We start from the raw sequence: 26,018 nt of genomic DNA on the forward strand, positions 1-26,018 counted from the left end.
ACCCTAGCGGGGTGCCCGTCGGCCGCGGAAACACGCGTTCAGGCGGTCACATGCGCGCCGGCGGCTCCGCCGCCGACCCGGTGGGTGCGCGCTACGTCATGGTCGGCGAGGATCGCCTGCTCCAGCTGCGCAGCGTGCTCGCCGCTGACGGCGAGCACCGCAATCGTGGGGCCCGAGCCGGAGACGACAGCGCCGAGCGCGCCAGCGGTGCGGGCCGTCGCGATGAGGGCGCGCAGGCGGGGGTCGGCGTCGAACGCTGCGGCCTGGAGGTCGTTGTCCATCAGCGCCCCCACGCGGTGGAGGTCGCCGTCGGCGAGAGCGGTGAGCAGCGCGGAGTCGGCGTCGGGCTGCTCGGGAACGGGGCGGCCGGCTGCCGCGGTGAGCTCGTCGAAGCGGCGGAAGATGCCCGGAGTGGACAGGCCGCCGCCGGGTTCGATGAGCAGCCAGTGCCAGGACCCCGCTGCGGGCACCGCCTCAAGAACATCGCCGTACTCGGTGCCGAGGGCGGTGCGGCCCAGCAAGGGGAATGCGACGTCCGCTCCGAGATCGCGGGCGAGGACGGTGAGTTCGTGCAGGCCGAGCTCGAGCCCCCACAGGCGGTTCAGGGCCACGAGCGTGCCGGCGGCGTCAGCGCTGCCGCCGCCCATTCCGCCGGCGACCGGCACCTGCTTGTCGACATGAATGCGGGCGGAGCCGCCGACGGGGCGTCCGAGCACGGCGGCGCGCTCGTGGATGGCTCGCGCAGCGCGCACCACGAGGTTGGTGCCGTCCACCGGCAGGTGTTCGGAGCCGGCTCCGGACATGGTGACGGTGAGGTCATCGGCGCGTTCAGCGGTGATGGTCTCCACCAGGTCGACCGCGTGGAAGACGGTGGCGAGCCGGTGGTAGCCGCGTTCGTCTGCGCGCCCGCAGCGCAGGGAGAGGTTGATCTTCCCGGGCGCGTGCACTGTCACTGAGCCGACTGTCATGGGTCTGAGCAAACCGCATCCGAGCCCGTCAGCGCAAACCGGATGCTGCCGCTGCGAGGCGGATGAAGTCCGAGATCACGAGGGTCTCTCCGCGGCGGGTCGGTTCGATGCCGGCGGCCTCCAGAGCAGCATCCACGACCTGCGTGGTGCCCAGGGCGGGCTTCAGCGCGGAGCGGAGGGTCTTGCGACGCTGGGCGAACGCCGCATCGATCAGGCGGAACACGTCCTCGCGGGCGGGCTCCGCCGGATCGGCGACCCGGTCGCGCTGGATGCGCACCAGGGCACTGTCCACGTTCGGCACGGGCCAGAACACCTGGCGGGAGATGGTGCCGGCGAGCGCCGCTGATCCGTACCAGGCCGTCTTCACGCTCGGCGCGCCGTAGATCTTGGACCCCGGGACAGCGGCGAGCCGTTCCGCGACCTCCTTCTGCACCATGACGAGGGCGCTGCGCAGGGAGTCGAAGCGGGCGAACATGGTCAGGACGATCGGTGTGGCCACGTTGTACGGAAGGTTCGCGACCAGGGCCGTCGCATCCGAGCTCGCGGCAGCGGGCCTCGGCAGCTGCTCCACCTTGAGGGCGTCCCCCTGGGTGAGGGCGAAGGAGTCCGGGTCGAACCCTTTGGCGGCGACGGTCTGCGGCAGCAGGTCGGCGAGCTTCTCATCGAGCTCAATACAGCCGAGGTGCACCCCTGCGTCCAGCAGTCCGAGCGTGAGGGAGCCGAGGCCCGGCCCCACTTCCACGACGGCCTGGCCGGGCTCGATGCGGGCGCGCTCCACGATGCCGCGCACCGTGTTGGGGTCGAGCAGGAAGTTCTGGCCCTTCTGTTTGGTGGGCCGGATGCCGCCGGACTCGGCGAGGCGCCGGATCTCGGGGGCGGTCAGCAGGGGGAGGGAGCGCTCATGCGCCGCTCCAGCCGTACACCTCGGCAGTGGTGGCCTGTACGGCGGCGCACGCGTCCTCGAGGCTGACGCCGTGGACGTCCGCGATGGTCTGCATGGTGTGCGGGATGAGGTACGGCGAGTTCGGCCGGCCTCGGTACGGCACCGGGGTGAGGAACGGGGCGTCAGTCTCCACCATGACCCGGTTGAGGGGGACGGCGGCGAGGGCATCGCGCAGCGAGTCGTTCGACTTGAAGGTGATGGGCCCGGCGATGGAGATGTAGGCACCGCGCTGCACGCAGGCGCGGGCGAAGTCGGCGTCGCCGCTGAAGCAGTGCAGCACGGTGCGGTCGGGGATCCCGTCGGCGTCCAGCACGTCCAGCACGTCCTGGTGGGCGTCGCGGTCGTGGATCTGCATCGGCAGGCCCTTCTCCTTCGCGAGCGCGATGTGGGCGCGGAAGGAGTCGATCTGGGCGGTGCGGGCGTGCTCGTCGGCGCGCTTCGTGCGGAACCAGTCGAGACCTGTCTCGCCGATGGTGACCATGTGGTCGTGGTCGAGGAGGTCGGAGACCTCCGCGATCGCGTCCTCGAGGCTGGGCAGCTCGTTGCCGTCGCGGTCGGTGCCGCGGCGGTGTTCGACCGCGGTGTTGGGGTGGATGGAGACGCCGGCGCGCAGGTGGTTGCGGAACAGAGCGGGGTCCGCGGGCTGTTCGACGCTGCCGTCGAGCAGGGCGCGGGTCCAGCGGGCGGCGGCGAGGTCGCAGCCGATGGTGATGACGCCGGTGACGTTCGAGTCGATCGCGAGCTGGAGCTGCTGCTGCACGCTGAGCTCCTCTTTGCCGTCGATGAAGTCGAGGTGGGCGTGGTTGTCCGTCACCGGCAGCGGCAGAGCCTCCGGCTGGGGAGGCCAGCTGAGGTCGCGACGGCTTCCGCTCTCGGTGCGCTGGTCGCGGGTGCGCTTGCCCGTGGTGGGCGCAGAGTCAGTCATGGACCCATCGTACGGGTGGCGGCCGACGGACCCCGCCGACTGCTGTTATCACCACCACACGCCCGACCCGATACTCTCCCCTGCGCGGCGGTTCTCTGGCATAATCGTCTCCTGTTGCGTGCGCTCGTGCCGATTCGTCGGTTCCACACGCACGCCCCCAGATTTTTTCATTCGAGCAAGGAGCGTTCTCATGGCAGTGCCCAAGTTCAAGATGTCCCGGGCCCGCACCCGTTCGCGCCGCGCCCAGTGGAAGGCTGAAGCCACCGACCTCGTGCAGGTGTCCGTCCGCGGCCGCACCGCACGTGTTCCGCGCCGTCTGGCCAAGGCCTACCAGCGCGGTCTGATCGACATCGATGCCTGATCTGCTGGATCACATCTGAAATGAGCGTCCACTGCGGTGGGCGCTTTTTTCATGCCCGCGTCCGGTCAGACGCGCAGCGGCCGCCTCAGTGCTTCTCGGCCAGAGCCTGCTCGTAGAGGTCGCGTGAGCGCACTCCCGGCACCTGCGCAGCCACCTGCTTCGCAGCGTCCTTCAGGCGGGTGCCGTCGGCCACGAGCTCACGCAGCAGGTCCATCGGGTCGGCTGCCTGCGCGGCGGCATGCGCGGCGGCGTCCTCGGGGCCGGCGCCCTCCACCACAATGACGACCTCGCCGAGCACCTCGTGCGCCTCGGCCCAATCCGTCAGCTCCGCGAGGGTGCCCCGCTTGATCTCCTGGTGGGTCTTGGTGAGCTCCCGGCACACCGCGGCGCTGCGATCTGCTCCGAACGCCTCGCGCATCGCTGCGAGGGTCAAGGCGGTGCGGCGGGGGGATTCGAAGAAGATGAGGGTGCGGTCGTCCGCTGCGATGCGCTGCAGGGCTGCCGTCCGCTGCCCGGGGCGCCGCGGCAGGAACCCTTCGAACGCGAACCGGTCGGGCGCGATGCCGGTGTGGGCGAGCGCGGTGACGGGGGCCGAGGGTCCGGGCAGGACATCGACGGGGCAGCCGGTCTCGAGGGCGGCGCGGACTGCGCGGAACCCCGGATCGGAGACCACGGGCATCCCGGCATCGGTGACGATGAGGACGCGCTGCCCCTCAGCGGCCGCCCTCAGGAGCCGGTCGGTGCGCTGCTCCTCGTTGTGTTCGTGGTACGAGACGGTCGTGGCGTCCAGGCGGATGCCGAGGGCGGTGGCGAGCCGCTTGAGGCGGCGGGTGTCCTCCGCCGCGATGAGGTCCGCTTCCCGCAGGGCGCGGGTGAGGCGCACGGTGGCGTCCAGCGGGTTGCCGATGGGGGTGGCGGCGAGGGTCAGCACCCCGGGGGTGAGGACGGCGTCGGCGCCGACGGGTGCCGAGCTGCCGCTCTGGCCTGCAGTCTCATCGCTCATGTCCTGATCGTATCTGTCGCCGCCTGCACCGATCCGGCCGCTGCCGCCGCTACCATGGCGGGGTGTCCACAGCCACAGCTCCTGATTCCGTCGGCCGCACCCGGGCCGTCCACCTGCCCGCAGACGCCCACACCGCCGTCGCGGCCTGGATCACGGCCCTGCTGATCGGCGCGTTCGCGCTGATGCTGCGCCTGCACCGCCTCGGTGCGGTGAAGACTCTCATCTTCGATGAGACCTACTACGTCAAGGACGGCTACACGCTCACGCAGCGCGGCGTGGAGATGGACTGGCCGGAGAACCCGAACCCCGCGTTCGAAGCGGGAGACGTCTCCACATTCCTCGATTCCGGTGCGTACGTCGTCCACCCTCCGCTGGGCAAATGGCTCATCGGACTGGGGCAAGTGGCCCTCGGTGCCGATGACCCCGTCGGCTGGCGGATCTCCGCGGCCGTGGCCGGAACGATCAGCATCATCGCCGCTGTTCTGATCGTGCGCCGCCTGCTCGGCAGCCTCCTGTTGGGCGCTCTCACCGGGTTCTTCATGGCGATCGACGGCGCCCACCTGGTGCATTCGCGCACCAGCCTGCTGGACCTCTTCCTCATGGTGTTCGTGCTGCTGGCGTTCGGTGCGCTGCTGCTGGACCGTGACCGCGCGGATGCGCGGATCGCCTCGGGCCTGCCGCTGGGAGCACGCGGGTGGCGGCTGACGGCGGGCGTCCTGCTGGGTGCGGCGTGCTCGGTGAAGTGGTCCGGGCTGTACGTGCTGGCGTTCTTCGGCATCCTCACCGTGGTGTGGGACTGGATGCGGCGCCGCCGCGCCCGCGATCCGCACTGGTTCACCCGAGGCTTCGTCCGCGATGCGATCCCCGCGTTCCTGCAGACGGTGCCGGTTGCGGCACTGGTGTACCTGGCGAGTTGGACCGGCTGGTTCGTCTCGGACGACGGCTGGGGCCGCCGCTGGGCTGAGAGCAACGGGCACGCCTCCGCGCCGGGGCCCGTGCGGGCCCTGATCTCCTGGTGGCACTACCACCAGGAGGCGTACCGGTTCCACGTGGGGCTGGACTCCGGGCACACGTACGAGGCGAGCCCGCTGGGCTGGCTGCTGCAGCTGCGACCCACCCTGTTCCTGTTCACCTCCTCCGAGCACGGGCAGAACGGCTGCACGGCGCAGAGTTGCGCTGAGGTGATCACATCGGTGGGCAATCCGGTGCTGTGGTGGGCGGCGGCGCTGTCCATCCCGGTGCTCCTGGTGACCGCGGTGTGGCGCCGCGACGGCCGCGCCGCCGCAATCCTCACCGGCATCGGCGCCGGCTACCTGCCGTGGCTGATGTACCTGAACCGCACCGTGTTCACCTTCTACACCATCGTGTTCGAACCGTTCATGGTGATGGCGCTGGTGTACGTGCTGGGGCTGCTGATCGGTCCGCGCCTGCTGCGGGCCCGTGCCCGCCGCGGGAAGCGGGCCGCATCTCCAGCGGGCGGCGCCGCCCTCTTCGCCGCGGGCGATGAGAAGGCGGCGGGGCGCCGACAGGTCGGCGCGGCCGCCGCCGGTTCCCTCACCTGCCTGATCATCCTGGTCTCGGCGTTCTTCTGGCCGGTGTGGACCGGGGAGATGATCCCGTACGAGCAGTGGCAGTGGCGGATCTGGCTGGACAGCTGGTCCTGAGCCTCAGACCCCCACTGTGAGCCAGTCCTCGCGCTGCTCCAGGAAGCGGCTCGCTTCCCGCTTCGCCCCGTCCAGATCATGGTGGGCGCCCCACCCGCACTGGATCTCATTGGCGGCGGGAACCTCATCGGCCGCCACCAGGTCGTTCAGAGTGGCCTCCACCAGATCCGCGGCGTCCTGCACCTCCATGTCGCCGGAGACCAGCAGGTAGAAGCCGGTGCGGCATCCCATCGGCGAGATGTCGATGACCACGTCCGAATGGTTGCGGGAGTGCTCAGCCATCATGTGCTCCAGCGAGTGCACCACCTCGGACTCGAGATGCTCACGGTTCGGCTGGGTGAAGCGAAGATCGAACTTCGTCAGGCGGACCCCGCTGCCGAGGTCCTTGCGGTCGGCGATGCGGATGTAGGGAGCCTCCACCTTGCGGTGGTCCAGGTTGAAGCTCTCCACGTTCATCTTCTCGGCCATGACTGTTCCCTTCGACGGCGGTGCTGTGCCCCGTCAGCGTATCGAGATGGGATCAGCGCTCACGGAGAACCGCTGCGGGCCGGCAGGCGCCGTCCGCGCCATCACCGCGACGAGCGGGAGGTGCGGCCGCGCACCACCGCCACGAACTCCTGCCGAAGGTCATCGTCCGCATCCGTCGGCCAGCACAGGGCGATCTGAGTGGGCTCGCCGTCCACGTAGGGACGGTGCACCACGGTCCTGCGGTGGTGGAACCGGGCGAGCGACATCGGCATGATCGTGCAGCCGATGCCGGCTCCGACGATCAGCACCCGCTCCTTCTCATCGCCCGGGCGCTGCTGGTCGAAGACGTGCTCGTCCTCGAGATCAGCGTCGCTGACCTCATCGAGGATGCTCAGCTCGTTGTCGCGGCTCATCACCGCCACCGGCACCTCCTGCCACAGCGGCACCGCATGCAGATCGATCGGCGGGTCGAGGTGGGAGCCGCCGACGACCTGCGCCGGATCGAACCGAGCGAAGACCATGTCGACCTCGCCCGCCGCGAGCGCCTGCAGGGGGTCGCGCTCCACGAGGGGAACGAGCTCCAGGTCCGCGCGCAGCGGCGACTGACGCCAGCGACGGCCGAACCGGTCCGGCTCCACGCCGGGGATGAATCCGACCCTCAGCGTGCGCTCGTCCTTGGCCGCCTGCCTATCGGCGGCCTCATGCCCGTCCCCCGAGGTGCGCTTACGTCCTGTGCGGCGCTGCTCCTGGGCCGACGGCTTCTTCCCGCGTCCACCGGTGCGGCTTCTGCCCGCCGCGGGGCGGCCGCCGCGGGCGGGGCCGCGCTTGGCACGTGAGGACATGGAGTCTCCTTCCTCCTGGGGACGGGTCCCATCATCGCAGGGTCGGGTTCGGATCCGGGCGCTGTCAGTCGGCGAGGATGCCGGCGGCGGCGCTCTCATCCACCACAAGGTCGGTGGCGACACCGGCGAGCAGGGCGGCCCGCAGCGCCCGCGCCTTCGAGGATCCGGCGCCGACGAGGATGCGCCGTGGGATCCGCTTCAGGCGGTCCGGGTCCGGGCCCGTGGCGCGGCGGTTCAGTTCGATGTCACGCCAGGATCCGTCGGCCCGCAGGGCGATGGTGCAGACGTCGCCGACGACCCCGTCGGCCTGCAGCTGCTCGGTGACCTCCTTGGTGAAGTAGCCGGAGGCGTAGACATGGGAGGGGACGGCGGAGTCGAAGGCGCCGGCGCCGAATGCGGCGATGGAGGTGCGGTTCTGCAGGTCGAGGATGCGGCGGGTGGAGCGCTCTCGCCACATGGCTCGGCGCGTGTCCTCGTAGTCGAAGAACGCGGGGACCGCGAACGGGTGCATCTGTGCGTCCCACTTCTGGGCGAGGCGGCTGATGGCTGCGGTGGCGTAGTCGAAGCCGGCGCCTTCGGAGTCGATCGCGCCGTTGAGCTGCACGATGCGCGCTCCTGGGACGGGACGGGGCCGGATGGCGTCGGCAACAGCAGTCATGGTGGTGCCCCAGGCGATGCCCATGACCGTGCTGGTGTCCATGAGGGAATCGATGAGGGCGGCTGCCTCCTGGGCCGCGGCGTCCAGGCGTTCGCGCTCATCCATCGTGGGGGCGACGGGGACGACGGTGGCACTGACGCCGAAGCGGTCGCGGAGCCGGACCTGCAGAGCCTGCACGCGCTGCTGGCCAGGCGGTCGCAGCGTGATGGTGACGAGGCCGTGGGCACGGGCGTCGCGCAGCAGGCGGGAGATCGTCGAGCGGGACTGGCCGGTGCGGTCGGCGATCGCCTCCATGGTGATGCCGTCCTGGTAATACATTAGTGCAGCCTCAAAGGCCGCATTCAGTCGATCGGACCCGCTCATCAGGCCAGTATTGCACGTTCGTGCACCCTGATTGACCACTCGATCAAGTCACATCACAATGGGTGGACACGACACCCGAGGCGGGCTGCTGCCCGCAGATCTGAGGACACCGTGACTCCCTCTCTGAAGGCACCCCTCAACGCCGAGGCACGCAGGTCAGCATTCGAGGCCTACTCCGCCGCCACGGCCGAGAACCCCTTGGACATCTTCATCGTGGGCGGCGGCATCAACGGCGCCGGCGCCGCATTCGACGCGGCGACCCGCGGGCTCAGCGTCGGCGTCGCCGAGATGCAGGACTGGGCCACCGGCACCTCCTCCCGTTCCTCGAAGCTCATGCACGGAGGCCTGCGCTACCTGCAGATGCTCGACTTCAAACTCGTCGCCGAAGCGCTGCGCGAACGCGACCTGCTGCTGACCACCACGGCGCCTCACCTGGTCCAGCCCGTCAGCTTCGTGTTCCCGATGAAGAACATCGCCGAACGCGCCTTCATCGGCTCCGGTATCGCTCTGTACGACGCGATGCAGACCGGCCACCGCGCCGTTCCGATGCACCGCCACCTGTTCCCGAAGAAGCTGCAGAAGCACTTCTCGGGCCTCGACCCGGCGAAGAACCGCGGCGGCATCGAGTACTACGACGCCACAATGGACGACGCCCGCGTCACCATGATGCTGGTGCGCTCCGCCGTCAACCTCGGCGCCCACGCCACCTCCTACACCCGCGTCACCGACTATCTGCGCCGCGGGGAACGGGTCATTGGCGTGGAGCTCACCGACCTGCTCACCGGTGAGCAGTACACGGTGCACGCTGAGCACGTCATCCTCGCCGGCGGCGTGTGGACCGGCGACGAGCAGGACCGAGCCGACGCCGGCCAGGGACTCGAGGTGCTCGCCTCCAAGGGCATCCACATCACCGTGCCGCGCGACGCCATCCAGGCCGAAGAGCACGCCGGGGTCATCACCCAGACCGAGAAGTCGGTCCTGTTCATCATCCCGTGGGACGAGTACTGGATCATCGGCACCACCGATACGCCCTGGAAGCAGGACGTCGCGCACCCCTCGGCCACCAGCGCCGACATCGACTACGTGCTCGAGCACGCCAACGCCGTGCTGAAGAGGCCGCTCCGGCGCGACGACGTCCTCGGCGTCTTCGCAGGCCTTCGCCCCTTGCTGCAGCCGGTCTCGAAGAACGAGGAGTCCTCGACGAAGGTCTCCCGCGAGCACACCGTGATGGAGGTGCGCGAGGGGATGTCCGCCATCGCCGGCGGAAAGTTCACCACCTACCGCGTGATGGCGGAGGACGTGGTCGACTTCGCGCTGCGCGGCCAGGCCGATGCGCCGAAGACGCGGACGAAGCAGATCCCCATCATCGGCGGTGACGGGTTCGAGGAGATGCGCCTGCACGCCGAGCGCCGCGCCCGCGAGTTCGGCTTCGATGCGATCCGCACCGAACGGCTCCTCACCCGATACGGCTCCCTGCTGGGCGAGCTGTTCACGATGATGGAGGAGGACCCGTCTCTGGCGAAGCCGCTGGAGAGCGCCCCGCGCTACCTGCGCGCCGAAGTGGCCTACGCCGCCCGTGCAGAAGGCGCGGAGCACCTCGCCGATGTCCTCGCCCGGCGCACCCGCCTCATCTATGAGGTCACCGACCGGGGAGTCGACGCGGCCGACGAAGCCTCCCGCATCGTCGCCGCAGAGCTCGACTGGTCGGAGGCGCGCCGCGTCTGCGAGGTCGACACCTACCGCGCGTACATCCAGGCGCATCTGGATGCCGAAGACGTGCAGACCGATGCTGAGGCCGCCGCCCTCGTGGAGCCCGTCCCCGAAGTCCCCGCGCTGATCTGAGCGCGCCTGCGGCCGGCCCTCCCCCGCGGCGGGCCGGCCGCCCACCTGTCCCTGTCCCTTCGACCCCACCCTTCCACCGCCGCACACGCGGCCGCAGTCTCAATGAGGAGAACCCATGGGAGAGATCTTCCTGTACGAAATCGCCGGCACAGCAATGCTGATCCTGCTGGGCGTCGGCGTCGTCGCCAACGTCATCATCGGCAAGACCAAAGGCTTCGGCGGCGGCTGGTTGCTGATCAACGTGGGCTGGGCGCTCGGCGTCTTCTGCGGTGTCTATGTGGCCTTCAAAACAGGCGCGCACATCAACCCCGCCGTCACGTTCGGCCTGCTCGCCAGCGGCGCCGCCGAATACGCACCCGGCATCCCCGTGACCTTCGGGAACACGGTCGCCTACCTCCTCGCGCAGCTGATCGGCGCCTTCATCGGCGCTGTCCTCGCGTGGATGACCTACAAGAAGCACTACGACCAGGAGCAGGACCAGGCGCTCATCCTCGGCACCTTCGCCACCGGCCCGGAGATCCGCTCCTACGGCTGGAACTTCGTCACCGAGGTCATCGCCACCTTCGTCCTCGTGCTGGTCATCCTCATGTTCGGCTCGACTCCCACCGAGCTCGGCCCGCTGCCGGTGACCCTGCTGGTGCTCTCCATCGGCGCCTCGCTCGGCGGCCCCACCGGCTACGCCATCAACCCGGCCCGTGACCTCGGCCCCCGCCTTGCGCACGCCGTGCTGCCGATCCCCGGCAAGGGCGGCAGCGATTGGGCGTACTCGTGGGTGCCGATCGCCGGCCCGATCGTCGGCGGTGTCCTCGCCGGCCTCGTGTCCACCGTCCTCGTCGCCAACTGACCTGTCACAGAACCGTCAACGGGCAGAGAAGCCCCTGAAGGAGACCATCATGTCCCAGGAGAAGTTCATCCTCTCGATCGACCAGGGCACCACGTCCTCGCGCGCGATCATCTTCAACCACGCCGGCGAGATCGTCTCGGTCGGCCAGATGGAGCACGAGCAGATCTTCCCGAAGTCCGGCTGGGTCGAGCACGACCCGGTGGAGATCATCAAGAACGTTCGCGAAGTCATCGGCACGGCCCTGTCCCGCGCCGACATCAACCGCCACCAGATCGCCGCGGTCGGCATCACCAACCAGCGCGAGACCGCTGTGGTGTGGGACCGCACCACCGGCAAACCGGTCTACAACGCCATCGTCTGGCAGGACACCCGCACCAAGAAGATCGTGGAGGACCTCGGCGGCGGAGACCCGGAGAAGTACAAGGACATCGTCGGCCTGCCGCTGGCCACCTACTTCTCCGGCCCGAAGGTGAAGTGGATCCTCGACAACGTCGAGGGAGCCCGTGAGAAGGCCGAAGCCGGCGACCTCATGTTCGGTACCACCGACACCTGGGTGCTGTGGAACCTCACCGGCGGCACCAAGGACGGCCTGCACATCACCGATGTCACGAACGCCTCGCGCACCATGCTCATGAACCTGAAGACCCTCGACTGGGAGGAGTCGATCTGCAAGGACATGGGCATTCCGATGTCGATGCTGCCGGAGATCCGCTCCTCCTCCGAGGTCTACGGCGAGGGGTCGAAGAACTCCCTGCTGATCGGCGCCAAGTTCGCCGGTATCCTCGGCGACCAGCAGGCCGCCACCTTCGGCCAGGCGTGCTTCGAGGTCGGCCAGGCGAAGAACACCTACGGCACCGGCAACTTCCTGCTGATGAACACCGGCGAGGAGATCGTCCACTCCGAAAACGGCCTGCTGACCACCGTGCTGTACCAGCTCGGCGACAACAAGCCGGTCTACGCCCTCGAAGGCTCGGTCGCCGTCACCGGCTCCCTCGTGCAGTGGGTGCGCGACAACCTCGGCCTCATCAAGGACGCCCCCGAGGTGGAGACCCTCGCGAAGAAGGTCGACAACAACGGCGGCGTGTACGTGGTGCCGGCCTTCTCCGGCCTGTTCGCCCCGTACTGGCGCGACGACGCCCGCGGCGCGATCGTCGGCCTGACCCGCTTCGTCAACAGGAACCACATCGCCCGTGCAGTCCTGGAGTCCACCGCGTTCCAGTCCGCGGAACTGGTCGAGGCGATGAACCAGGATGCGGACGTGCCGCTGAAGGAGCTGAAGGTCGACGGCGGCATGACCGTCAACGAGACCCTCATGCAGTTCCAGGCGGACCTTCTGGACGTGGATGTGGTCCGGCCGAAGGTCGTGGAGACCACCGCCCTCGGCGCCGCCTACGCCGCCGGCCTCGCGGTCGGTTTCTGGAAGTCAGAGCAGGACGTCATCGACAACTGGTCCGAGGACACCCGCTGGGAGCCCGCCATGGACGAGGAGACCCGCGAGCGCTCCATGCGCGTGTGGCGCAAGGCTGTGGAGCGCACCTTCGACTGGGTGGACGACGACACGGACGCGCTCACCGAGTGAGTTCCGCTCCCCACGCTGGGGCCGACGACCGGCGCGGTCGTGGGGGCACAGGAAGGGGCGGGGCCGAGGAGATGTCTCCTCGGCCCCGCCCCCTTCGTTCTGCGCCGTGCGCGGTTCACACGTTCACGAGATGATGTGCCAGGTCAGCGGGTAGCGGTAGGCCTCGCCCCTGTTCGCCGTGACCGCGGCGAGGATCGGAACGATGATCGAGACCACCCATACGATCAGCAGGCCGAGGCCGGCGATTGCCAGCGGGATGAGGCCGACCAGGACCCACACGAGGATCCAGCCGATGGCGGCGATGATGCCGAGGACCACCTGCGCGATGAAGATGGTGATGGCGAAGTTGAGGGCGCCGGCGGCGGCCTGCCGCACGAACGGACTGCGGCTGCCGAACACCAGCAGGATCACCAGCGGACCCAGCCAGCCGAGGTAGCCGACCGACGCGAGGCTGCCGATCAGCATCGACAGGTGCGCGAGGATCGCCCAGAGACGGGCATCGGAGTCGGACAGCGGCGCCTGCGCCCCTTGCGCGGCCGACGGCTGCTGATGAGCATAGGGAGCCTGCTGAGCATGCGGCTGCTGGCCGTGGCCTGCGTGCTGTTCGTTTGAGTTCTGTGCGTGCGGGCCCTGCTGGCCGTAGCCGTACTCGTCGGGCTGCGAGGGATTGGGACTGTTGGGGTTGTGCGGTGGGATGGCGCTGCTCATGGCAACCTCCTGGTCAGTTGGGTGAGGCGCCGGCGCGGTGCGAATGCACGCGCTCAGCGATCAGGTCCAGCGTAGGCAGGCGGTCCTGCCCCGCACATGCGACGTAGGCAGGGCGCATGTGCAGCGGGGTCATACCTCCGTCTGACTCGACGCCGGGTTCGCCGGACCAGGCCCGGACCGACCCGCCCGCCTGCTCCACCAGGTGGAAGCCCGCGGCCACGTCCCACGGCTTGATGCTCAGCAGCATCGCCGCGTCCGCCCAGCCCGCCGCCACATAGGCGAGCTCCAGGGCCGCGGTGCCGAGGCTGCGCAGCGCGCTGGTGTCGCTGCGCAGCGCACCCGCCAGGTCGAGGGCGATGTCGGGGTGGTCGCTGAAGTCGCGGTTGCCGGGGAACGAGGACAGCACCAGCGCATCCTGCTGCGGTTTCATCGTGTGCGGGCCCAGCCTCTCACCGTTGAGGTACGCCCCGGTGTCATCGGAGAAGAACTCCTGGTGGAGGATCGGGGCGTTGATCACCCCGCCGACGAGGGCTCCATCGATCTCGATGCCGATGGACACGCAGAACAGCGGCAGGCCGGCGGCGAAGTTCGACGTGCCGTCGATCGGATCCACGATGAACGCCACCGGGCCGTCACCGCCGTGGTGGCCGCTCTCCTCACCGAGGATGCGGGCATCGGGCACAGCGGCGCTGAGCGCGTCGACGATGATCTGTTCGGAGCGCTTGTCATGCTCAGTGACGATGTCGTGTGCGTTGAGCTTGTATTCACGGTCGATAGCCGAGCGGTCCAGGCCGCGCTGGTAGTCGGCCGCTGCGCTGGCGGCGGCGCGCGCCGCGTCGACGAGTGAGGTGATGGTGGGGACGGATGCTGAAGTCATGCATCCATCCTCTCAGGCACCCGTCGGCGCGCCCTCAGACGTCCAGGACGGTGCGGGTGTGGTCGTTGAGGAAGATTCCCTTCGGGTCCACTTCGGCACGGACCGTGCGGAAGTCATCGAAGCGCGGGTAGACGCGGGCGAAGTAGTCGGCGTCCAGCCAGTGCATCTTCCCCCAGTGCGGACGCGGGTCGAACTCCATCAGCTCCTCCTGCACCGCCTGCTGGAAGGCGTAGCCGTCGCGCCGGTGGTAGGTGTGCGCGGCGATGTAGATGGTGTCTCGGTCGTAGCACGTGGACATCCAGACATCGTCCGCGGCGGCGCGGCGGATCTCCAGCGGGAACAGAACGTCCCGGAACTCCCGGTGGATGCGGGCGCGGACCTTGCCGAACGCCTCCGGGAACGCCTCCGCGGCGATCGCGTACTCCGCTTCGTGGAAGCGGACGCGGCGCGGGGCGGTGAACACGGTGTGGGAGTCGTCGGTGACGGCGGCGCCCGGGAAGAACCGTGAGGCGACATCGGCGAGGGCGGGTGCAACCCGGGGTGACCGGGTGCCGGCGCGGCACATGATCTCCCACACGCCGTTGGCGAGCAGTTCACGGCTCACGAAGCTGGAGACCCGGTTGGGGCGGGACCGACGGGCGCCGGCCTCCCGTCGGTGCATGGTGTGCAGCGTGGCGCGGGTCGAGCCGGGGAACCAGAAGATCTCCTGGTGGTCGGCCTCCGTGCTGGACTGGAGGAATCCGGCGACGGCGTCGTCGACCGGGAGGTTCTCGTCCCTGCTCTCCAGCCGGAAAGCGGGTGCGGTCGCCATCCGAACCTCCAGGATGATGCCGATGACCCCCAGGCTGAGACGGGCCGCTTCGAACAGGCGCGGGTTGGTGTCCTTGTCCGCCCACACCACGTCACCGCTGGCGAGCGCGATCCGCAGGCCCGTCACGGTGGCGGCGAGGCCCTGCATCTGGTGGCCCATGCCATGGGTGCCGGTCGAGATGGCGCCGGCGATGGACTGCGCGTCCACATCGCCCATGTTGATCATGCCGCGGCCGTGGCGCGCGAGCGCGGGACCGATCTCCATCAGGCGGGTGCCGGCGCGGAAGGTGGCGTCACCGGTGGCGCGGTCGACTTTGACCAGGCCGCGGTGGTTGTCGAGGGTGAGGAGGGTTCCGTCGGTCTCGCACAGCGGTGAGAAGGAATGGCCGGCGCCGATGGGGCGCAGGCTGTGGCCGTGGGCGGTGGCGCGGGCGATGTGGTGGATGACCGCACTCTCGGTGCCGGGGTGCTCGACGTCGGCCGCTGAGAAGTCCACGCTGCCGGACCAGTTCGAGGTGAGGGTGCGCTTGTCAGCGAGCGGCAGTGGGGTCATCGGCGGACCGTCCTTTCGGATCAGAGGAACAGCTGATGCTCACCGCGGTAGGTGGGGACCACGTCCACCACTTCCGTGCCGCGCACCAGTGCATACTGCGAGAAGCGCTCCGCGGGCTCCCCCGCCTTCGCGCACCTGAGCCATACTGTATCCCCGACCCGCAGGTGCTCTGCCGCTTCTCCGACCACTGGGCTCTGCACTTCGCCGGCGCCCTCCTGACGGCTGAACCGCAGGCCCGCTGGGTGCACCACGCGCGGAAGCCTGTCCGGCCCGGGGACACCGCTGGCGATGATCCCGCCGCCGGTGATGGTGGCGACCTTCGGCGCTGGTCGGCGCACAACGGTGAAGCCGAAGAACAGGGCCGGCCGCGGGGTGAACGCACTGTATTCGTCGAAGAGGGCGGATGCCAGCAGCCCGGACCCGGCTCCGATCTCGGTGATCACGGGGTCCTGGGACGTGGTCTCGATGGAGCCGGTTCCGCCGCCGTTGACGAATTCGAGGTCGAACTCGCCTGCGACGGCGCGGACAGCGGCGCCGCGGCGGTGCAGGATCTCCTGGCTGGAGGCGCGCTGCATCAGGCGGACTACGGCCCGGCGGGGCCCGAGGTTGCCGACCCCGGCGATCTGGCCCTCATACGCCATGATGCCGACCAGGCGAAGGGCGGGGCGGCGGCTGATCTCTCGGGCGAGGCCCAGCATGTCCTCGGGTGTGCGCAGCGGGGACCGCAGGGCTCCGATGTGGAGGCCCTTCAGAGGCTGGTAGGCGACGTCCATGTCGATCGCCACGCGGATCGGGGCGGTGCTGCTCGAGGCGGCGCCGATGGCGGTTTCGATCAGGTCGAGGTGCGGCCTCGAATCCACCATGAGGGTGATGGCGGCGCGGGCGCTGTCGTGCTGAGCGAGGCGCTGGATCGCTGCGGTGTCCGCGGTGGGATAGGCGACCACGATGTCCTGGTGGCCCCGACTGTGCAGCCACAGTGCTTCGTCCAGGGTGAAGCACAGCAGGCCGGAGTAGCCCTCGGCTGCTTCCGCCGTGCTGATGAGGGAGCGGACTCGGAGGGACTTAGTGGCGACTCGGATGGGGAGGCCGCCGGTGCGGCGGCGCATGGCGGCGATGTTGTCCTCGAAGGCGTCGAGGTCGACGACGCCGACGGGGCGGTGGGTGAGCCCGGCCTGCCGGAGGACGGCGTCCAGCTCATCGAACGGCAGGGGGCGGTCGCTGCGAAGATGTGCCACGGTGCACGGCCCTTTCCTCAGGAGGCGGCTGTCTGACGCGCTCAGCCCGGCGCATCCTCGGGCCAGCGGGCTCAGGCGCGGCGACGCTCGAGCACCTCATCCAGTGTAAGGCCCTCGGCGATGGTCATTCCGGCGGCGGCCTCCGCATCCGCGGTCTCGGCTTCGACCGCTTCGATCTCCTCGAGGCGTGCGTACTCGAGCGGGGCGGTGGCGGAGGACAGGGTGCCGTAGCGGTAGGTCTGGGACTGCTCACGAGCATCGGTGCCGATGATCTCGCGCAGGAACAGTTCGTGTCGCTCTGCGGGACCCATCACGGCGCTGCGAGCCGGCTGCGCGGTCTCAGCCTGTGCGGCGGTCGCGGTGGAACCGGCTCCGCTGCCGGCATCGTCGGCTTCCGCGGCGGCCGCCTGGCCGACGGGTGCCGACTCCTGGACGCGTGCCGGACGCACTGCGCGGCGCTGGCGGCGTGTTCGGGTCAGGCGCAGCGCAGTTGCGAACATGACGGCGAGCCATGCGACACCCGCTGCGAGCCACCAGCTGGTGAGCCCGGCGATAGCGGTGCCGGTGAGCGCCAGTGCTCCGACCAGCAGGACCAGCAGGATCGCGGTCAGCAGCCGGTGACGGTTCTCCACGGGCGCGATGACCTCGGCGCCGAGATCACGGCCTGCGCCCTCAACCTCGAAGCGCGGGCGATCGATCGGAGTGCTGGGACGGAGCAGCTGGGAGCGGTGAGCCATGGGGGAAGCCTTTGCTGATCGTTGCCGGGCCCGCACGCCGCCAGTGAGGTCGCGTGCGGTGTGGGTGAACCTCTCCTGGTTCATCTCCTGCGCCTGACCGAGCAGTTCTCGGCGACGGGAGATGCGCGGCACAGCGTATCCCAGCCACATGAGCAGCAGGAGGACGAGGAGCACCGCACCAAGATTGAATTCGTTCACTGTTCCAGGGTAATGACAGCGATGTCATTTCCCGGTCAGACACGCGCGGCCTCCCCATGGAATCCGCTCACGGATTCAGCGGACGGTGCTCCTCCGCGGTCACGGCGAGCAGCAGGTGGTCGCGCCAGGCGCCGTTGACGTGCATCGACCCGGTCAGCAGGCCCTCACGGCGCAGCCCGACCTTGTGCGCCACCCGCAGGGATGCGGTGTTGGAGGGCTGGATCTGGGCGGTGACGCGGTGCAGGGCGAGGTCTTCGAAGCAGTAGTCCAGGGCGAGGCGCAGTGCCCGCGTCATCACTCCGCACCCGGCGGCGCTCTCCTCGATCCAATAGCCGATGGGGGCGGTGCTGACCGCGCCCCACATCATGGGGCCGATCATGACCAGGCCGGTCAGGCGCCCTTCCACCTCAACAGCGAGGGTTGCGGTGGAACCGAGCCGGTCGCTGCGGCGCAGGGAGCGGAACACTGCGGCGGAGGAGGCGGGGGCATCAGCCGACGGATCCACGGCCTCCCAGGGGCGGAGCCATTCCCAGTTCTGGTCCCGCAGACGGATGAATGCTCGACGGTCGCGGCGGCGCAGGGGCCGAAGCTCGACCCGCGGTTCGTGCCGCGGCGCGCCTGCGTCGGCCGGGGACTGGGCGGCAGGTCCGCCCGGTTCTCTCATGGTCACCCCTTGATCTTCGTGCCAGGATGGCGACATGAGCAACATCGACGACCTCACCGCCCGCAAGAAGGCGCTGCGCAAAGAGATCCTCGCCGCCCGCCGCTCCGCCTATTCGACACCGGAGGGCGCGCAGCGGCACCGTGATGAGTCCGAAGCGCTCGTCGCCCACCTGGAGGGCTTCATCGACTCCCATCTGGGTGACCTCGAGCGCCCCCTCGTGGTTGCGGGCTACAGCGCGCTGCCGACGGAGGCGAATCCCATGGCGCTGCTGCGCACCCTCGCAACCGGCGGTTCGACCGTCCTGCTGCCGGTGTACCACGGCGATGTGCTGACCTGGAGGGAGTGGGACGGCGTCAGCGAACTGGAGGCATCAGAAGGGGCGAAGTTCGGAACGGAACCGACCGGTGAGGACCACGGTGTGGAGGGCCTCGCCACGGCGGATCTGATCATCACGCCGGCGGTGGCGGTCGACCGTTCGGGCACCCGCATCGGCCACGGCAAGGGCTACTACGACCGCGCTCTTCAGCACCGGTCCACGGAGTCGTTCGTGGTGACTGCGGTGAACCCGTCGGAGCTTCTGCCGGCGGGAACGCTGCCGCGCGACGAGCACGACTACCCGATCCGGTTCGCTGCAACAGCGGACGGCATCGCGGTGCTCACCGACGACGCCTGACTCCCCCCCAGTGCACCGGGGCGGCGGAGCGGCCACGGGCTGCCCACACTTCCAGTCATCCCCAGTCCCTGCGGGCCCCTCGTGGCGCATCGAGGCCCCTTCGTAGCATCAGCGCATGCTGTTCTCACGTGTGACCGATCGCCTGCCCGCTGCACGTCGTAGTCTGCGCCGACATCGACGCATCCTCCTCCTGCTCCTGGTCACGGCGATCCTCGCCCAGGGGGTGCAGGCGGCGGCGCGCAGCCTCAGCCCCGGCACAGCGCATGCCGCTGAGGCGGGGGCATCGGGCGGGACAGGGCATGGGGACGAATCGGGATCCGATGCACGCTCAGCACCCGGGACGGACGGGTCGCACAGACCCGCTGAGGGCCGGGCGGTGATCGCCGTGCAGCTGCGCGATGACGCCCTGCTGACACTCCTCACACCCGGCACCGCGATCACCCTCGTGTGTCCGGGCGGCCCCGAACCGACAGCGCCCGCCATTGAGGCTCGTGTGCACTCCGCGGGTGCAGCGCTGCCGGAAGAAACGGAGATCACAGCCGGATCAATAAGTCCGCGCACTCCCGCAGTACTGGTCGACATCCCCGCAGATGCGGTGTCGTCCGCGGCACAGTGCGCGGATAGAGGTACTGCAACAATCGCGGTGATCGGGTAGGTTCTCTTCCTGAAGATCGGCCCACTGCGGTCGTTCCGTCCCCTCCTCGAAAGGAACACTCATGAAGGGCTTCCGCGACTTCATCATGCAGGGCAACGTCATCGACCTCGCCGTCGGCGTCGTCATCGGCTCTGCTTTCACCGCTCTCGTCGGCGCATTCGTCACCTACGTGATCACCCCGATCCTCTCCGTGTTCAACACCGGCGGCATCGCCGGCTTCGGTCCGCGCATCATTCAGGACAACCCGGCGACTCAGATCAACATCGGCATGCTGCTGTCCGCGGTGATCACGTTCCTCATCACCGCCGCCGTGGTGTACTTCGTGTTCGTCGCCCCGATGACGAAGGCTCGCCAGATGGCCCGCGTCCGCAAGGGCCTGCCGGCCGTCGAGGAGGACCCGGTCGCTGAGGACATCGCTCTGCTCACCGAGATCCGCGACCTGCTCGCCGGCGACCAGCGCCACCCGCAGACCGGCACCCCGCGCGTCAACGAGTGATCGCATCCGGTCGATTCGGTCAGCGTTCGCGAGCCTGAGCCGCGACCGACCCCACCGCACACGAAGCGGGATCCTCTTCTGGAGGGTCCCGCTTCGTCGCTGTCCGCGCCGGTACAGTGGCCGTCGTGACCTCCTCCCCCGCCGACTCCCACCGCACGAGAGAACCAGTGGCATCGTTGCCGCGACGCGACCTGTTCCGCCTCATCGCCGACTGGTTCGATGAGCATCGTCGCGATCTTCCATGGCGGCGCCCGTCGGTCTCCCCGTGGGGCGTGCTCGTCAGCGAAGTGATGAGCCAGCAGACCCCGGTGGGCCGCGTCGCCCCTGCATGGGTGGAGTGGATGGAGACCTGGCCCACCCCCGCCGACCTCGCCACCGCCGATCCGGCGGATGTTCTGCGGGCATGGGGCTCGCTCGGCTACCCGCGCCGAGCGCTGCGCCTGCAGGAGTGCGCGCAGGCGATCACAGATCGGCACAACGGCCGTGTCCCCGGCGACCCGGAGCTCCTGCGCGCCCTGCCCGGCATCGGAGAGTACACCGCCGCTGCAGTCGCGTCCTTCGCATTCGGTCAGCGGATCCGCGTGCTCGACACGAACATCCGGCGCGTGATCGGGCGCGTCATCTCCGGTGAGTTCGACCAGCGGCCGTCGTCGACTGCGGCGGAGCGCTCCCTCGCGGATTCGCTGCTGCCGGCGAGCGCGGGCGACAGTGTCATCTGGAACGAAGGCATCATGGAGCTCGGCGCGCTGATCTGCACCGCCCGGTCCCCACGCTGCGACGACTGCCCGCTCGCTGCGCACTGCACCTGGAACGTCGAGGGCCGACGGGTTCCCGAGGTGCGCCGCTCCCCCGTGCAGAAGTTCGCCGGCACGGACCGTCAGCTGCGCGGCCGCGTTATGAAGCACCTGCGCCAGGCGACGGGTGCGGCCGCTTCGGAAGCGGATCTGCAACGAGCCGCTGCGACGGATGACGCCCGCTTTGCGCGCATCCTGCAGTCACTGCTCACTGATCGTCTCGTCCACCGGGTGCCGACGGGCTCCGCCGGTGACGCAGCGATCGCGCTCGGACCGCCGCCGCGAGCCGTTCGATGATCAGCGACAGCACCACCGCCACCGCCAGCGAGACGATCACCCCGATCAGCCGGTGGCTGGTGAACCACTGCCCTGCGATCGCCCCGACCGCGGCGCCGTAGGTCGCCCAGCAGAACGTTGCCACGAGGGACCGGCTGAGGAACCTGCGGTGCTCGTAGCCGAGTGCGCCGGCGGAGAGGTTGACGGCTGTGCGGCCGAACGGGATGTAGCGGGCGGTCATGATCCACAGGAACCCGTGGCTCTCCAGCCCCGCTTCAGCAGCCTCCATTCCGGCCTGCATCTTCGGGCGCTGAAGGAACCGCAGGCGGTGCAGCGGCACCCGTCGGCCGATGAGGAACGTGAGGTTGTCTCCGAGGAACGCGCCGACCCAGGCTGCCGGGACGAGCAGCCACAGAGTGGGCGTGCCGCCCGAGGACCACAGGGAGGCGAGGGTGACGAGCACGGATTCGCTGGGCACCGTGGGGAAGAACGCGTCCACGAACGCGCACGCGAACATCACCAGGTGGATCCACCAGGCGTCGGCGACGCCGGCGATCCACACCTCCAGCTGATGCATCCAGGCGGTCATGGGCGGTGCTCTCCGGTCACGGATCGACAGCGCCCCGCCCGGCGGAACCGGACGGGGCGCCTGCGCTGTCAGGTCAGCTGTTCTCGCTGAGGCTCTCGACGGTCACCTCGGTGTCCAGTTCGGTCACCGTGCCGTCCTTGCCCCGGCGGGAGAACACGAATTCGCCGAGCGGTCCCTCACCGCGCGCATCGATGAGGATCTCGTCGCCGGCGTGGACACGACCGAACAGGATGTGCTCGGAGAGGGTGTCCTCGATGTCGCGCTGGATGGTGCGGCGCAGCGGCCGGGCACCGAGGACCGGGTCGTACCCCTTCTCGGCGAGCAGCTGCTTGGCGGGCTCGGTGAGCTCCACCGTCATGTCGCGCTCTTCGAGGCGGTCGTCGAGCCTGTGGATCATGAGGTCCACGATCTGCTTGATCTCCTCGAGGCCGAGCTGCGGGAACACCACGATGTCGTCCACGCGGTTGAGGAACTCGGGGCGGAAGTGCTGCTTGAGCTCCTCGTGCACCTTGCCCTTCATCCGCTCGTAGTCGGTGGAGAGGTCACCGCCGGCCTGGAAGCCGATGGAGACGCCCTTGGCGATGTCCTTCGTGCCCAGGTTGGTGGTCATGATGATGACGGTGTTCTTGAAGTCCACCATGCGGCCCTGCGAGTCGGTCAGACGGCCGTCCTCGAGGATCTGCAGCAGCGAGTTGAAGATGTCGGCGTGGGCCTTCTCCACCTCGTCGAACAGGACCACGCTGAACGGCTTGCGGCGCACCTTCTCGGTGAGCTGACCGCCCTCGTCGTAGCCGACGTATCCCGGCGGGGAGCCGAACAGACGCGAGGAGGTGTGCTTCTCCCCGAACTCGGACATGTCGAGCTGGATGAGCGCTTCCTCATCACCGAACAGGAACTCGGCCAGAGCCTTCGCCAGCTCGGTCTTGCCGACACCCGTGGGGCCGGCGAAGATGAACGAACCACCGGGGCGCTTAGGGTCCTTGAGGCCGGCGCGGGTGCGGCGGATCGACTGCGACAGGGCCCGCACGGCCTCGTTCTGGCCGATGACGCGCTTGTGCAGTTCGTCCTCCATGCGCAGCAGGCGCGTGGACTCCTCCTCGTTCAGCTTCATGATTGGGATGCCGGTGGAGGCGGCGAGCACCTCTGCGATGACGTCCTCGGTCACCACGGAGACGGTGTCGTTCTCGCCTTCGCGCCAGGCCTTCTCCTTCTCCTTGCGCTCCTCGGTGAGGCGCTGCTCCTCATCGCGGAGGCTGGCGGCCTTCTCGAAGTCCTGGGAGTCGATCGCCGCTTCCTTCGCCTTGCGGGACTCCTCGATCTTCGATTCGTAGGCCTTCAGCTCCGGCGGCACGGTGAGGCGGCGGATGCGCAGGCGCGCGCCGGCCTCATCAATCAGGTCGATCGCCTTGTCCGGCAGGAAGCGGTCGTTGATGTACCGGGCGGCAAGGTTCGCCGCGGAGACGAGGGCGTCATCGGTGATGGTCACCTTGTGGTGCGCCTCGTAGCGGTCGCGCAGACCCTTGAGGATCTCCACGGTGTGGGCGATCGACGGCTCGTCCACCTGGATCGGCTGGAAGCGGCGCTCCAGCGCGGCGTCCTTCTCGATGTGCTTGCGGTACTCCTCGATGGTGGTGGCGCCGATGGTCTGCAGTTCGCCGCGCGCCAGCATCGGCTTGAGGATGTTGGCGGCGTCGATCGCGCCTTCGGCGGCGCCGGCACCGACGAGGGTGTGGATCTCGTCGATGAACAGGATGATGTCGCCGCGGGTGCGGATCTCCTTCAGCACCTTCTTCAGGCGCTCCTCGAAGTCACCGCGGTAGCGGGAGCCGGCCACGAGGGACCCGAGGTCGAGGGTGTACAGCTGCTTGTCCTTGAGCGTCTCGGGCACGTCGCCGCGGACGATGGCCTGGGCGAGGCCCTCCACAACGGCGCTCTTGCCGACGCCCGGCTCGCCGATGAGGACCGGGTTGTTCTTCGTGCGGCGGCTGAGCACCTGCATGACGCGCTCGGCCTCCTTGTCGCGGCCGATCACCGGGTCGAGCTGGTTGTCGCGCGCAGCCTGCGTGAGGTTGCGGCCGAACTGATCGAGCACGAGCGAACCGGAGGGCTGGCCCTCCTGCTGGCCGCCGCCGGCGTTGACGGTCTCCTTGCCCTGGTAGCCGGACAGGCGCTGGATGACCTCCTGGCGCACTGCCGACGGCTCCGCACCCAGGCGGGTCAGGACCTTGACGGCGACGCCGTCGCCCTCGCGCAGCAGGCCGAGCAGGATGTGCTCGGTGCCGATGTAGCCGTGCCCGAGCTGCAGCGCTTCGCGCAGCGACAGCTCCAGCACCTTCTTCGCGCGCGGAGTGAAGGGGATGTGCCCGGTCGGTGCCTGCGAGCCCTCGGTGATGATCTCGCGGACCTGCTCGCGCACGCCCTCCAGAGTGACGCCGAGCGCCTCCAGGGCCTTGGCGCCGACGCCCTCGGCCTCGTGGATCAGACCGAGAAGGATGTGCTCGGTGCCGATGTAGTTGTGGTTGAGCAGCCGGGCCTCATCCTGGGCGAGGACGATGACGCGACGGGCACGGTCGGTGAAACGTTCGAACATGCTTCTCCTCAGTCTGGTCGTCAGATGGTACGAGCCTATGCGGGATGCCCCTGGGAACGCGCTCCTGTTCGCCACAGGGTGAAACGGTTCGGGACCGGCTCACCTGCCTGCGGCGGACGCAATCGGTCGATAGGATCGGGGACGGACACGCGATCTTGTGAAGGGAAGTCTGATGCCGACTCGGTCGTCGAGAACAGTGAACGCGAGCACAGCTGATGCGGTGCTGATCGGCGGCGGAATCGCCAGCGCCACCCTGGCGGCGCTGCTGACCGAACTGGAACCCGACTGGCGGATCGTGGTGCTGGAGAAGCTGCCGAAGGTGGGCCAGGAGGCATCGGATGGCTGGAACAACGCCGGCACCGGCCACTCCGCTCTGTGCGAACTGAACTACACTCCGCAGGACGTCGACGGGTCCGTCAGTCCGAAGAAGGCCATCAGCATCAACGAGCAGTTCCAGCTGTCGCGGCAGTTCTGGTCGCACCTGGTGGAGACCGGCAGCATCGCCGATCCGTCCGCGTTCATCCACTCGGTTCCGCACATCAGCTTCGTGCGCGGCCTGGAGAACGCCGACTACCTGCGCCGTCGCCACGAGGCCCTCTCCCAGAACCCCCTGTTCCGCGACATGGAGTACACCACCAGTCACGCGGAACTGTCCGAGTGGGCGCCGCTGATCACCCGGGGGCGCCCGGAGACCGAATCGATCGCCGCGACCCGTTCGCTGGACGGCACCGACGTCAACTTCGGCGAGCTCACCCGCATCCTCTTCGATGCCGCGTCGAAGCAGGGCACCGAGGTGCGCACGGGCCGCACCGTCACCTCTCTGCGCCGCATGGGCCGCGACTGGGGTGTGATGTCCCGTGGCACGGACGGCGATGTCTCTGTGGTGCGTGCTCCGTTCGTGTTCGTCGGCGCCGGCGGCAATGCCCTGCCGCTGATGCAGGACGCCGGGATCGATGAGATCCGCGGGTTCGGCGGCTTCCCGATCTCCGGTGAATGGCTGCGCTGCACGAACCCGGACATCGTCGCCGACCACAGCGCCAAGGTGTACGGCAAGGCCGCCGTCGGCGCCCCGCCGATGAGCGTGCCGCACCTGGACACCCGGTACATCAACGGCCGCCGCGAGCTGATGTTCGGCCCCTACGCCGGCTGGTCGCCGAAGTTCCTCAAGACCGGGTCCAACACGGACCTGCTGCGGTCGGTGAAGCCCTCGAACATCGGCCAGATGCTGGCCGTCGCCCCGCCGAACCTCGACCTGATGACGTACCTGGTGGGCGAGCTGACCAAGACCTTCAAACAGCGCGTCGCCTCCCTCCAGGAGTTCATGCCGAGCGCCAACGCGGACGACTGGGAGCTGATCACCGCCGGTCAGCGCGTCCAGGTGATCGCCCCCGACAAGGACCGGCTCGGCGTGCTGCAGTTCGGCACTCAGCTGATCACCACCGCTGACGGCTCCATGGGCGGCATGCTCGGCGCATCCCCCGGCGCGTCCACCTCGGTGGAGATCATGCTCCGCATGCTCGAAGCCGTGTTCCCGCAGCGCTCCAGCACCTGGGAGCCGAAGGTCCGCGCCATGGTGCCGAGCTGGCGGAAGCCGCTGAGCCAGGACCCGTCGGCCGCGACGGCCTCCCTGGACCGCACCGCCGAGGTCCTCGGCCTCAACCGGTGACCCCCACGCCGACCCCCGCGGCGCCCAGCGTCCGCAC

Annotated in this window: 25 protein-coding genes; 10 read left to right on the forward strand and 15 right to left on the reverse strand. The window is 69.1% G+C overall.

Features of this window, described 5'->3' with window-relative positions; translation table 11 throughout:
- Positions 1-38: 38 nt before the first annotated feature.
- The 3 genes from R3I40_RS06030 to R3I40_RS06040 form a co-directional block, all read right to left on the reverse strand.
- Positions 39-953, reverse strand: coding sequence for a 4-(cytidine 5'-diphospho)-2-C-methyl-D-erythritol kinase (locus R3I40_RS06030; protein WP_183374822.1), 915 nt, complete (start codon positions 951-953; stop codon positions 39-41).
- A 43-nt stretch (positions 954-996) separates the two neighbouring features.
- On the reverse strand, positions 997-1,758 hold the full coding sequence (gene rsmA / locus R3I40_RS06035; RefSeq protein WP_317699882.1) for a 16S rRNA (adenine(1518)-N(6)/adenine(1519)-N(6))-dimethyltransferase RsmA: 762 nt from the start codon (positions 1,756-1,758) through the stop codon (positions 997-999).
- A gap of 109 nt (positions 1,759-1,867) precedes the next feature.
- Positions 1,868-2,836 (reverse strand): TatD family hydrolase, encoded by a 969-nt coding sequence (locus R3I40_RS06040; RefSeq protein WP_183374826.1) that lies wholly within the window; start codon positions 2,834-2,836, stop codon positions 1,868-1,870.
- 190 nt (positions 2,837-3,026) lie between these two features.
- Between R3I40_RS06040 and rpmF the strand changes: the two genes are divergently transcribed.
- Positions 3,027-3,197, forward strand: coding sequence for a 50S ribosomal protein L32 (gene rpmF / locus R3I40_RS06045; RefSeq protein WP_183374828.1), 171 nt, complete (start codon positions 3,027-3,029; stop codon positions 3,195-3,197).
- An 85-nt stretch (positions 3,198-3,282) separates the two neighbouring features.
- On the opposite strand, the gene rsmI is transcribed toward rpmF, so the two are convergent.
- The gene (rsmI, locus tag R3I40_RS06050) at positions 3,283-4,200 is read right to left on the reverse strand and encodes a 16S rRNA (cytidine(1402)-2'-O)-methyltransferase (protein WP_183374830.1); all 918 of its coding nucleotides are present in this window, start codon (positions 4,198-4,200) and stop codon (positions 3,283-3,285) included.
- Positions 4,201-4,262: 62 nt separating this feature from the next.
- On the opposite strand from rsmI, the gene R3I40_RS06055 reads away from it, so the two are divergent.
- Positions 4,263-5,864 (forward strand): dolichyl-phosphate-mannose--protein mannosyltransferase, encoded by a 1,602-nt coding sequence (locus R3I40_RS06055; protein WP_239376137.1) that lies wholly within the window; start codon positions 4,263-4,265, stop codon positions 5,862-5,864.
- Positions 5,865-5,867: 3 nt separating this feature from the next.
- On the opposite strand, the gene R3I40_RS06060 is transcribed toward R3I40_RS06055, so the two are convergent.
- The 3 genes from R3I40_RS06060 to R3I40_RS06070 all read right to left on the reverse strand — a co-directional run bounded on the left by R3I40_RS06060 (position 5,868) and on the right by R3I40_RS06070 (position 8,150).
- The gene (locus R3I40_RS06060; RefSeq protein ID WP_239376136.1) at positions 5,868-6,332 is read right to left on the reverse strand and encodes an S-ribosylhomocysteine lyase; all 465 of its coding nucleotides are present in this window, start codon (positions 6,330-6,332) and stop codon (positions 5,868-5,870) included.
- Positions 6,333-6,433: 101 nt separating this feature from the next.
- On the reverse strand, positions 6,434-7,174 hold the full coding sequence (locus R3I40_RS06065; RefSeq protein WP_285262463.1) for a LysR substrate-binding domain-containing protein: 741 nt from the start codon (positions 7,172-7,174) through the stop codon (positions 6,434-6,436).
- A 64-nt stretch (positions 7,175-7,238) separates the two neighbouring features.
- Positions 7,239-8,150 (reverse strand): sugar-binding transcriptional regulator, encoded by a 912-nt coding sequence (locus R3I40_RS06070; protein ID WP_239376133.1) that lies wholly within the window; start codon positions 8,148-8,150, stop codon positions 7,239-7,241.
- A 156-nt stretch (positions 8,151-8,306) separates the two neighbouring features.
- Between R3I40_RS06070 and R3I40_RS06075 the strand changes: the two genes are divergently transcribed.
- The 3 genes from R3I40_RS06075 to glpK all read left to right on the forward strand — a co-directional run bounded on the left by R3I40_RS06075 (position 8,307) and on the right by glpK (position 12,460).
- On the forward strand, positions 8,307-10,037 hold the full coding sequence (locus R3I40_RS06075) for a glycerol-3-phosphate dehydrogenase/oxidase (protein ID WP_396349462.1): 1,731 nt from the start codon (positions 8,307-8,309) through the stop codon (positions 10,035-10,037).
- A 115-nt stretch (positions 10,038-10,152) separates the two neighbouring features.
- The gene (locus tag R3I40_RS06080; RefSeq protein ID WP_239376131.1) at positions 10,153-10,881 is read left to right on the forward strand and encodes an MIP/aquaporin family protein; all 729 of its coding nucleotides are present in this window, start codon (positions 10,153-10,155) and stop codon (positions 10,879-10,881) included.
- 49 nt (positions 10,882-10,930) lie between these two features.
- The gene (gene glpK / locus R3I40_RS06085; protein WP_259924196.1) at positions 10,931-12,460 is read left to right on the forward strand and encodes a glycerol kinase GlpK; all 1,530 of its coding nucleotides are present in this window, start codon (positions 10,931-10,933) and stop codon (positions 12,458-12,460) included.
- A gap of 123 nt (positions 12,461-12,583) precedes the next feature.
- Here glpK and R3I40_RS06090 read toward each other — a convergent pair whose 3' ends face one another.
- The 6 genes from R3I40_RS06090 to R3I40_RS06115 form a co-directional block, all read right to left on the reverse strand.
- The gene (locus R3I40_RS06090; protein ID WP_239376127.1) at positions 12,584-13,168 is read right to left on the reverse strand and encodes a magnetosome magnetite crystal formation protein family; all 585 of its coding nucleotides are present in this window, start codon (positions 13,166-13,168) and stop codon (positions 12,584-12,586) included.
- Positions 13,169-13,181: 13 nt separating this feature from the next.
- The gene (locus R3I40_RS06095; protein ID WP_285262191.1) at positions 13,182-14,045 is read right to left on the reverse strand and encodes an inositol monophosphatase family protein; all 864 of its coding nucleotides are present in this window, start codon (positions 14,043-14,045) and stop codon (positions 13,182-13,184) included.
- A 34-nt stretch (positions 14,046-14,079) separates the two neighbouring features.
- Positions 14,080-15,408, reverse strand: a complete 1,329-nt coding sequence (locus tag R3I40_RS06100; protein ID WP_285262190.1) for an FAD-linked oxidoreductase, L-gulonolactone oxidase family — start codon at positions 15,406-15,408, stop codon at positions 14,080-14,082.
- Positions 15,409-15,428: 20 nt separating this feature from the next.
- The gene (locus R3I40_RS06105) at positions 15,429-16,643 is read right to left on the reverse strand and encodes an alanine racemase (RefSeq protein WP_285262189.1); all 1,215 of its coding nucleotides are present in this window, start codon (positions 16,641-16,643) and stop codon (positions 15,429-15,431) included.
- Positions 16,644-16,714: 71 nt separating this feature from the next.
- Positions 16,715-17,578, reverse strand: coding sequence for a hypothetical protein (locus R3I40_RS06110; protein WP_239376121.1), 864 nt, complete (start codon positions 17,576-17,578; stop codon positions 16,715-16,717).
- A 67-nt stretch (positions 17,579-17,645) separates the two neighbouring features.
- Positions 17,646-18,242, reverse strand: a complete 597-nt coding sequence (locus tag R3I40_RS06115; RefSeq protein ID WP_183374852.1) for a GNAT family N-acetyltransferase — start codon at positions 18,240-18,242, stop codon at positions 17,646-17,648.
- A 34-nt stretch (positions 18,243-18,276) separates the two neighbouring features.
- Between R3I40_RS06115 and R3I40_RS06120 the strand changes: the two genes are divergently transcribed.
- From R3I40_RS06120 to R3I40_RS06135, 4 genes are all read left to right on the forward strand, one after another.
- Positions 18,277-18,915, forward strand: a complete 639-nt coding sequence (locus tag R3I40_RS06120; RefSeq protein ID WP_183374854.1) for a 5-formyltetrahydrofolate cyclo-ligase — start codon at positions 18,277-18,279, stop codon at positions 18,913-18,915.
- Between the two features lie 115 nt (positions 18,916-19,030).
- Positions 19,031-19,570, forward strand: coding sequence for a hypothetical protein (locus R3I40_RS06125; RefSeq protein WP_239374277.1), 540 nt, complete (start codon positions 19,031-19,033; stop codon positions 19,568-19,570).
- 61 nt (positions 19,571-19,631) lie between these two features.
- Positions 19,632-20,066: a large conductance mechanosensitive channel protein MscL gene (gene mscL / locus R3I40_RS06130; RefSeq protein WP_239374275.1), complete on the forward strand. Its 435-nt coding sequence runs from the start codon at positions 19,632-19,634 to the stop codon at positions 20,064-20,066.
- Positions 20,067-20,191: 125 nt separating this feature from the next.
- Positions 20,192-21,157: an iron-sulfur binding domain-containing protein gene (locus R3I40_RS06135; protein ID WP_285262188.1), complete on the forward strand. Its 966-nt coding sequence runs from the start codon at positions 20,192-20,194 to the stop codon at positions 21,155-21,157.
- Here R3I40_RS06135 and R3I40_RS06140 read toward each other — a convergent pair.
- Entirely contained in the window at positions 21,069-21,725 is a 657-nt protein-coding gene (locus R3I40_RS06140) for a DedA family protein (protein WP_239374273.1), read from the reverse strand. The genes R3I40_RS06135 and R3I40_RS06140 overlap by 89 nt on opposite strands.
- 73 nt (positions 21,726-21,798) lie before the next feature.
- Complete coding sequence (locus R3I40_RS06145) at positions 21,799-24,315, reverse strand: ATP-dependent Clp protease ATP-binding subunit (protein ID WP_183374857.1); 2,517 nt, start codon at positions 24,313-24,315, stop codon at positions 21,799-21,801.
- 172 nt (positions 24,316-24,487) lie between these two features.
- Between R3I40_RS06145 and R3I40_RS06150 the strand changes: the two genes are divergently transcribed.
- A complete protein-coding gene (locus R3I40_RS06150) occupies positions 24,488-25,981 on the forward strand; it encodes a malate:quinone oxidoreductase (protein ID WP_259923410.1) in 1,494 nt (497 codons plus the stop codon).
- The last annotated feature ends 37 nt before the right edge of the window (positions 25,982-26,018 follow it).

It is taken from the genome of Helcobacillus massiliensis, from assembly GCF_033106145.1.
GTDB lineage: Bacteria > Actinomycetota > Actinomycetes > Actinomycetales > Dermabacteraceae > Helcobacillus > Helcobacillus massiliensis.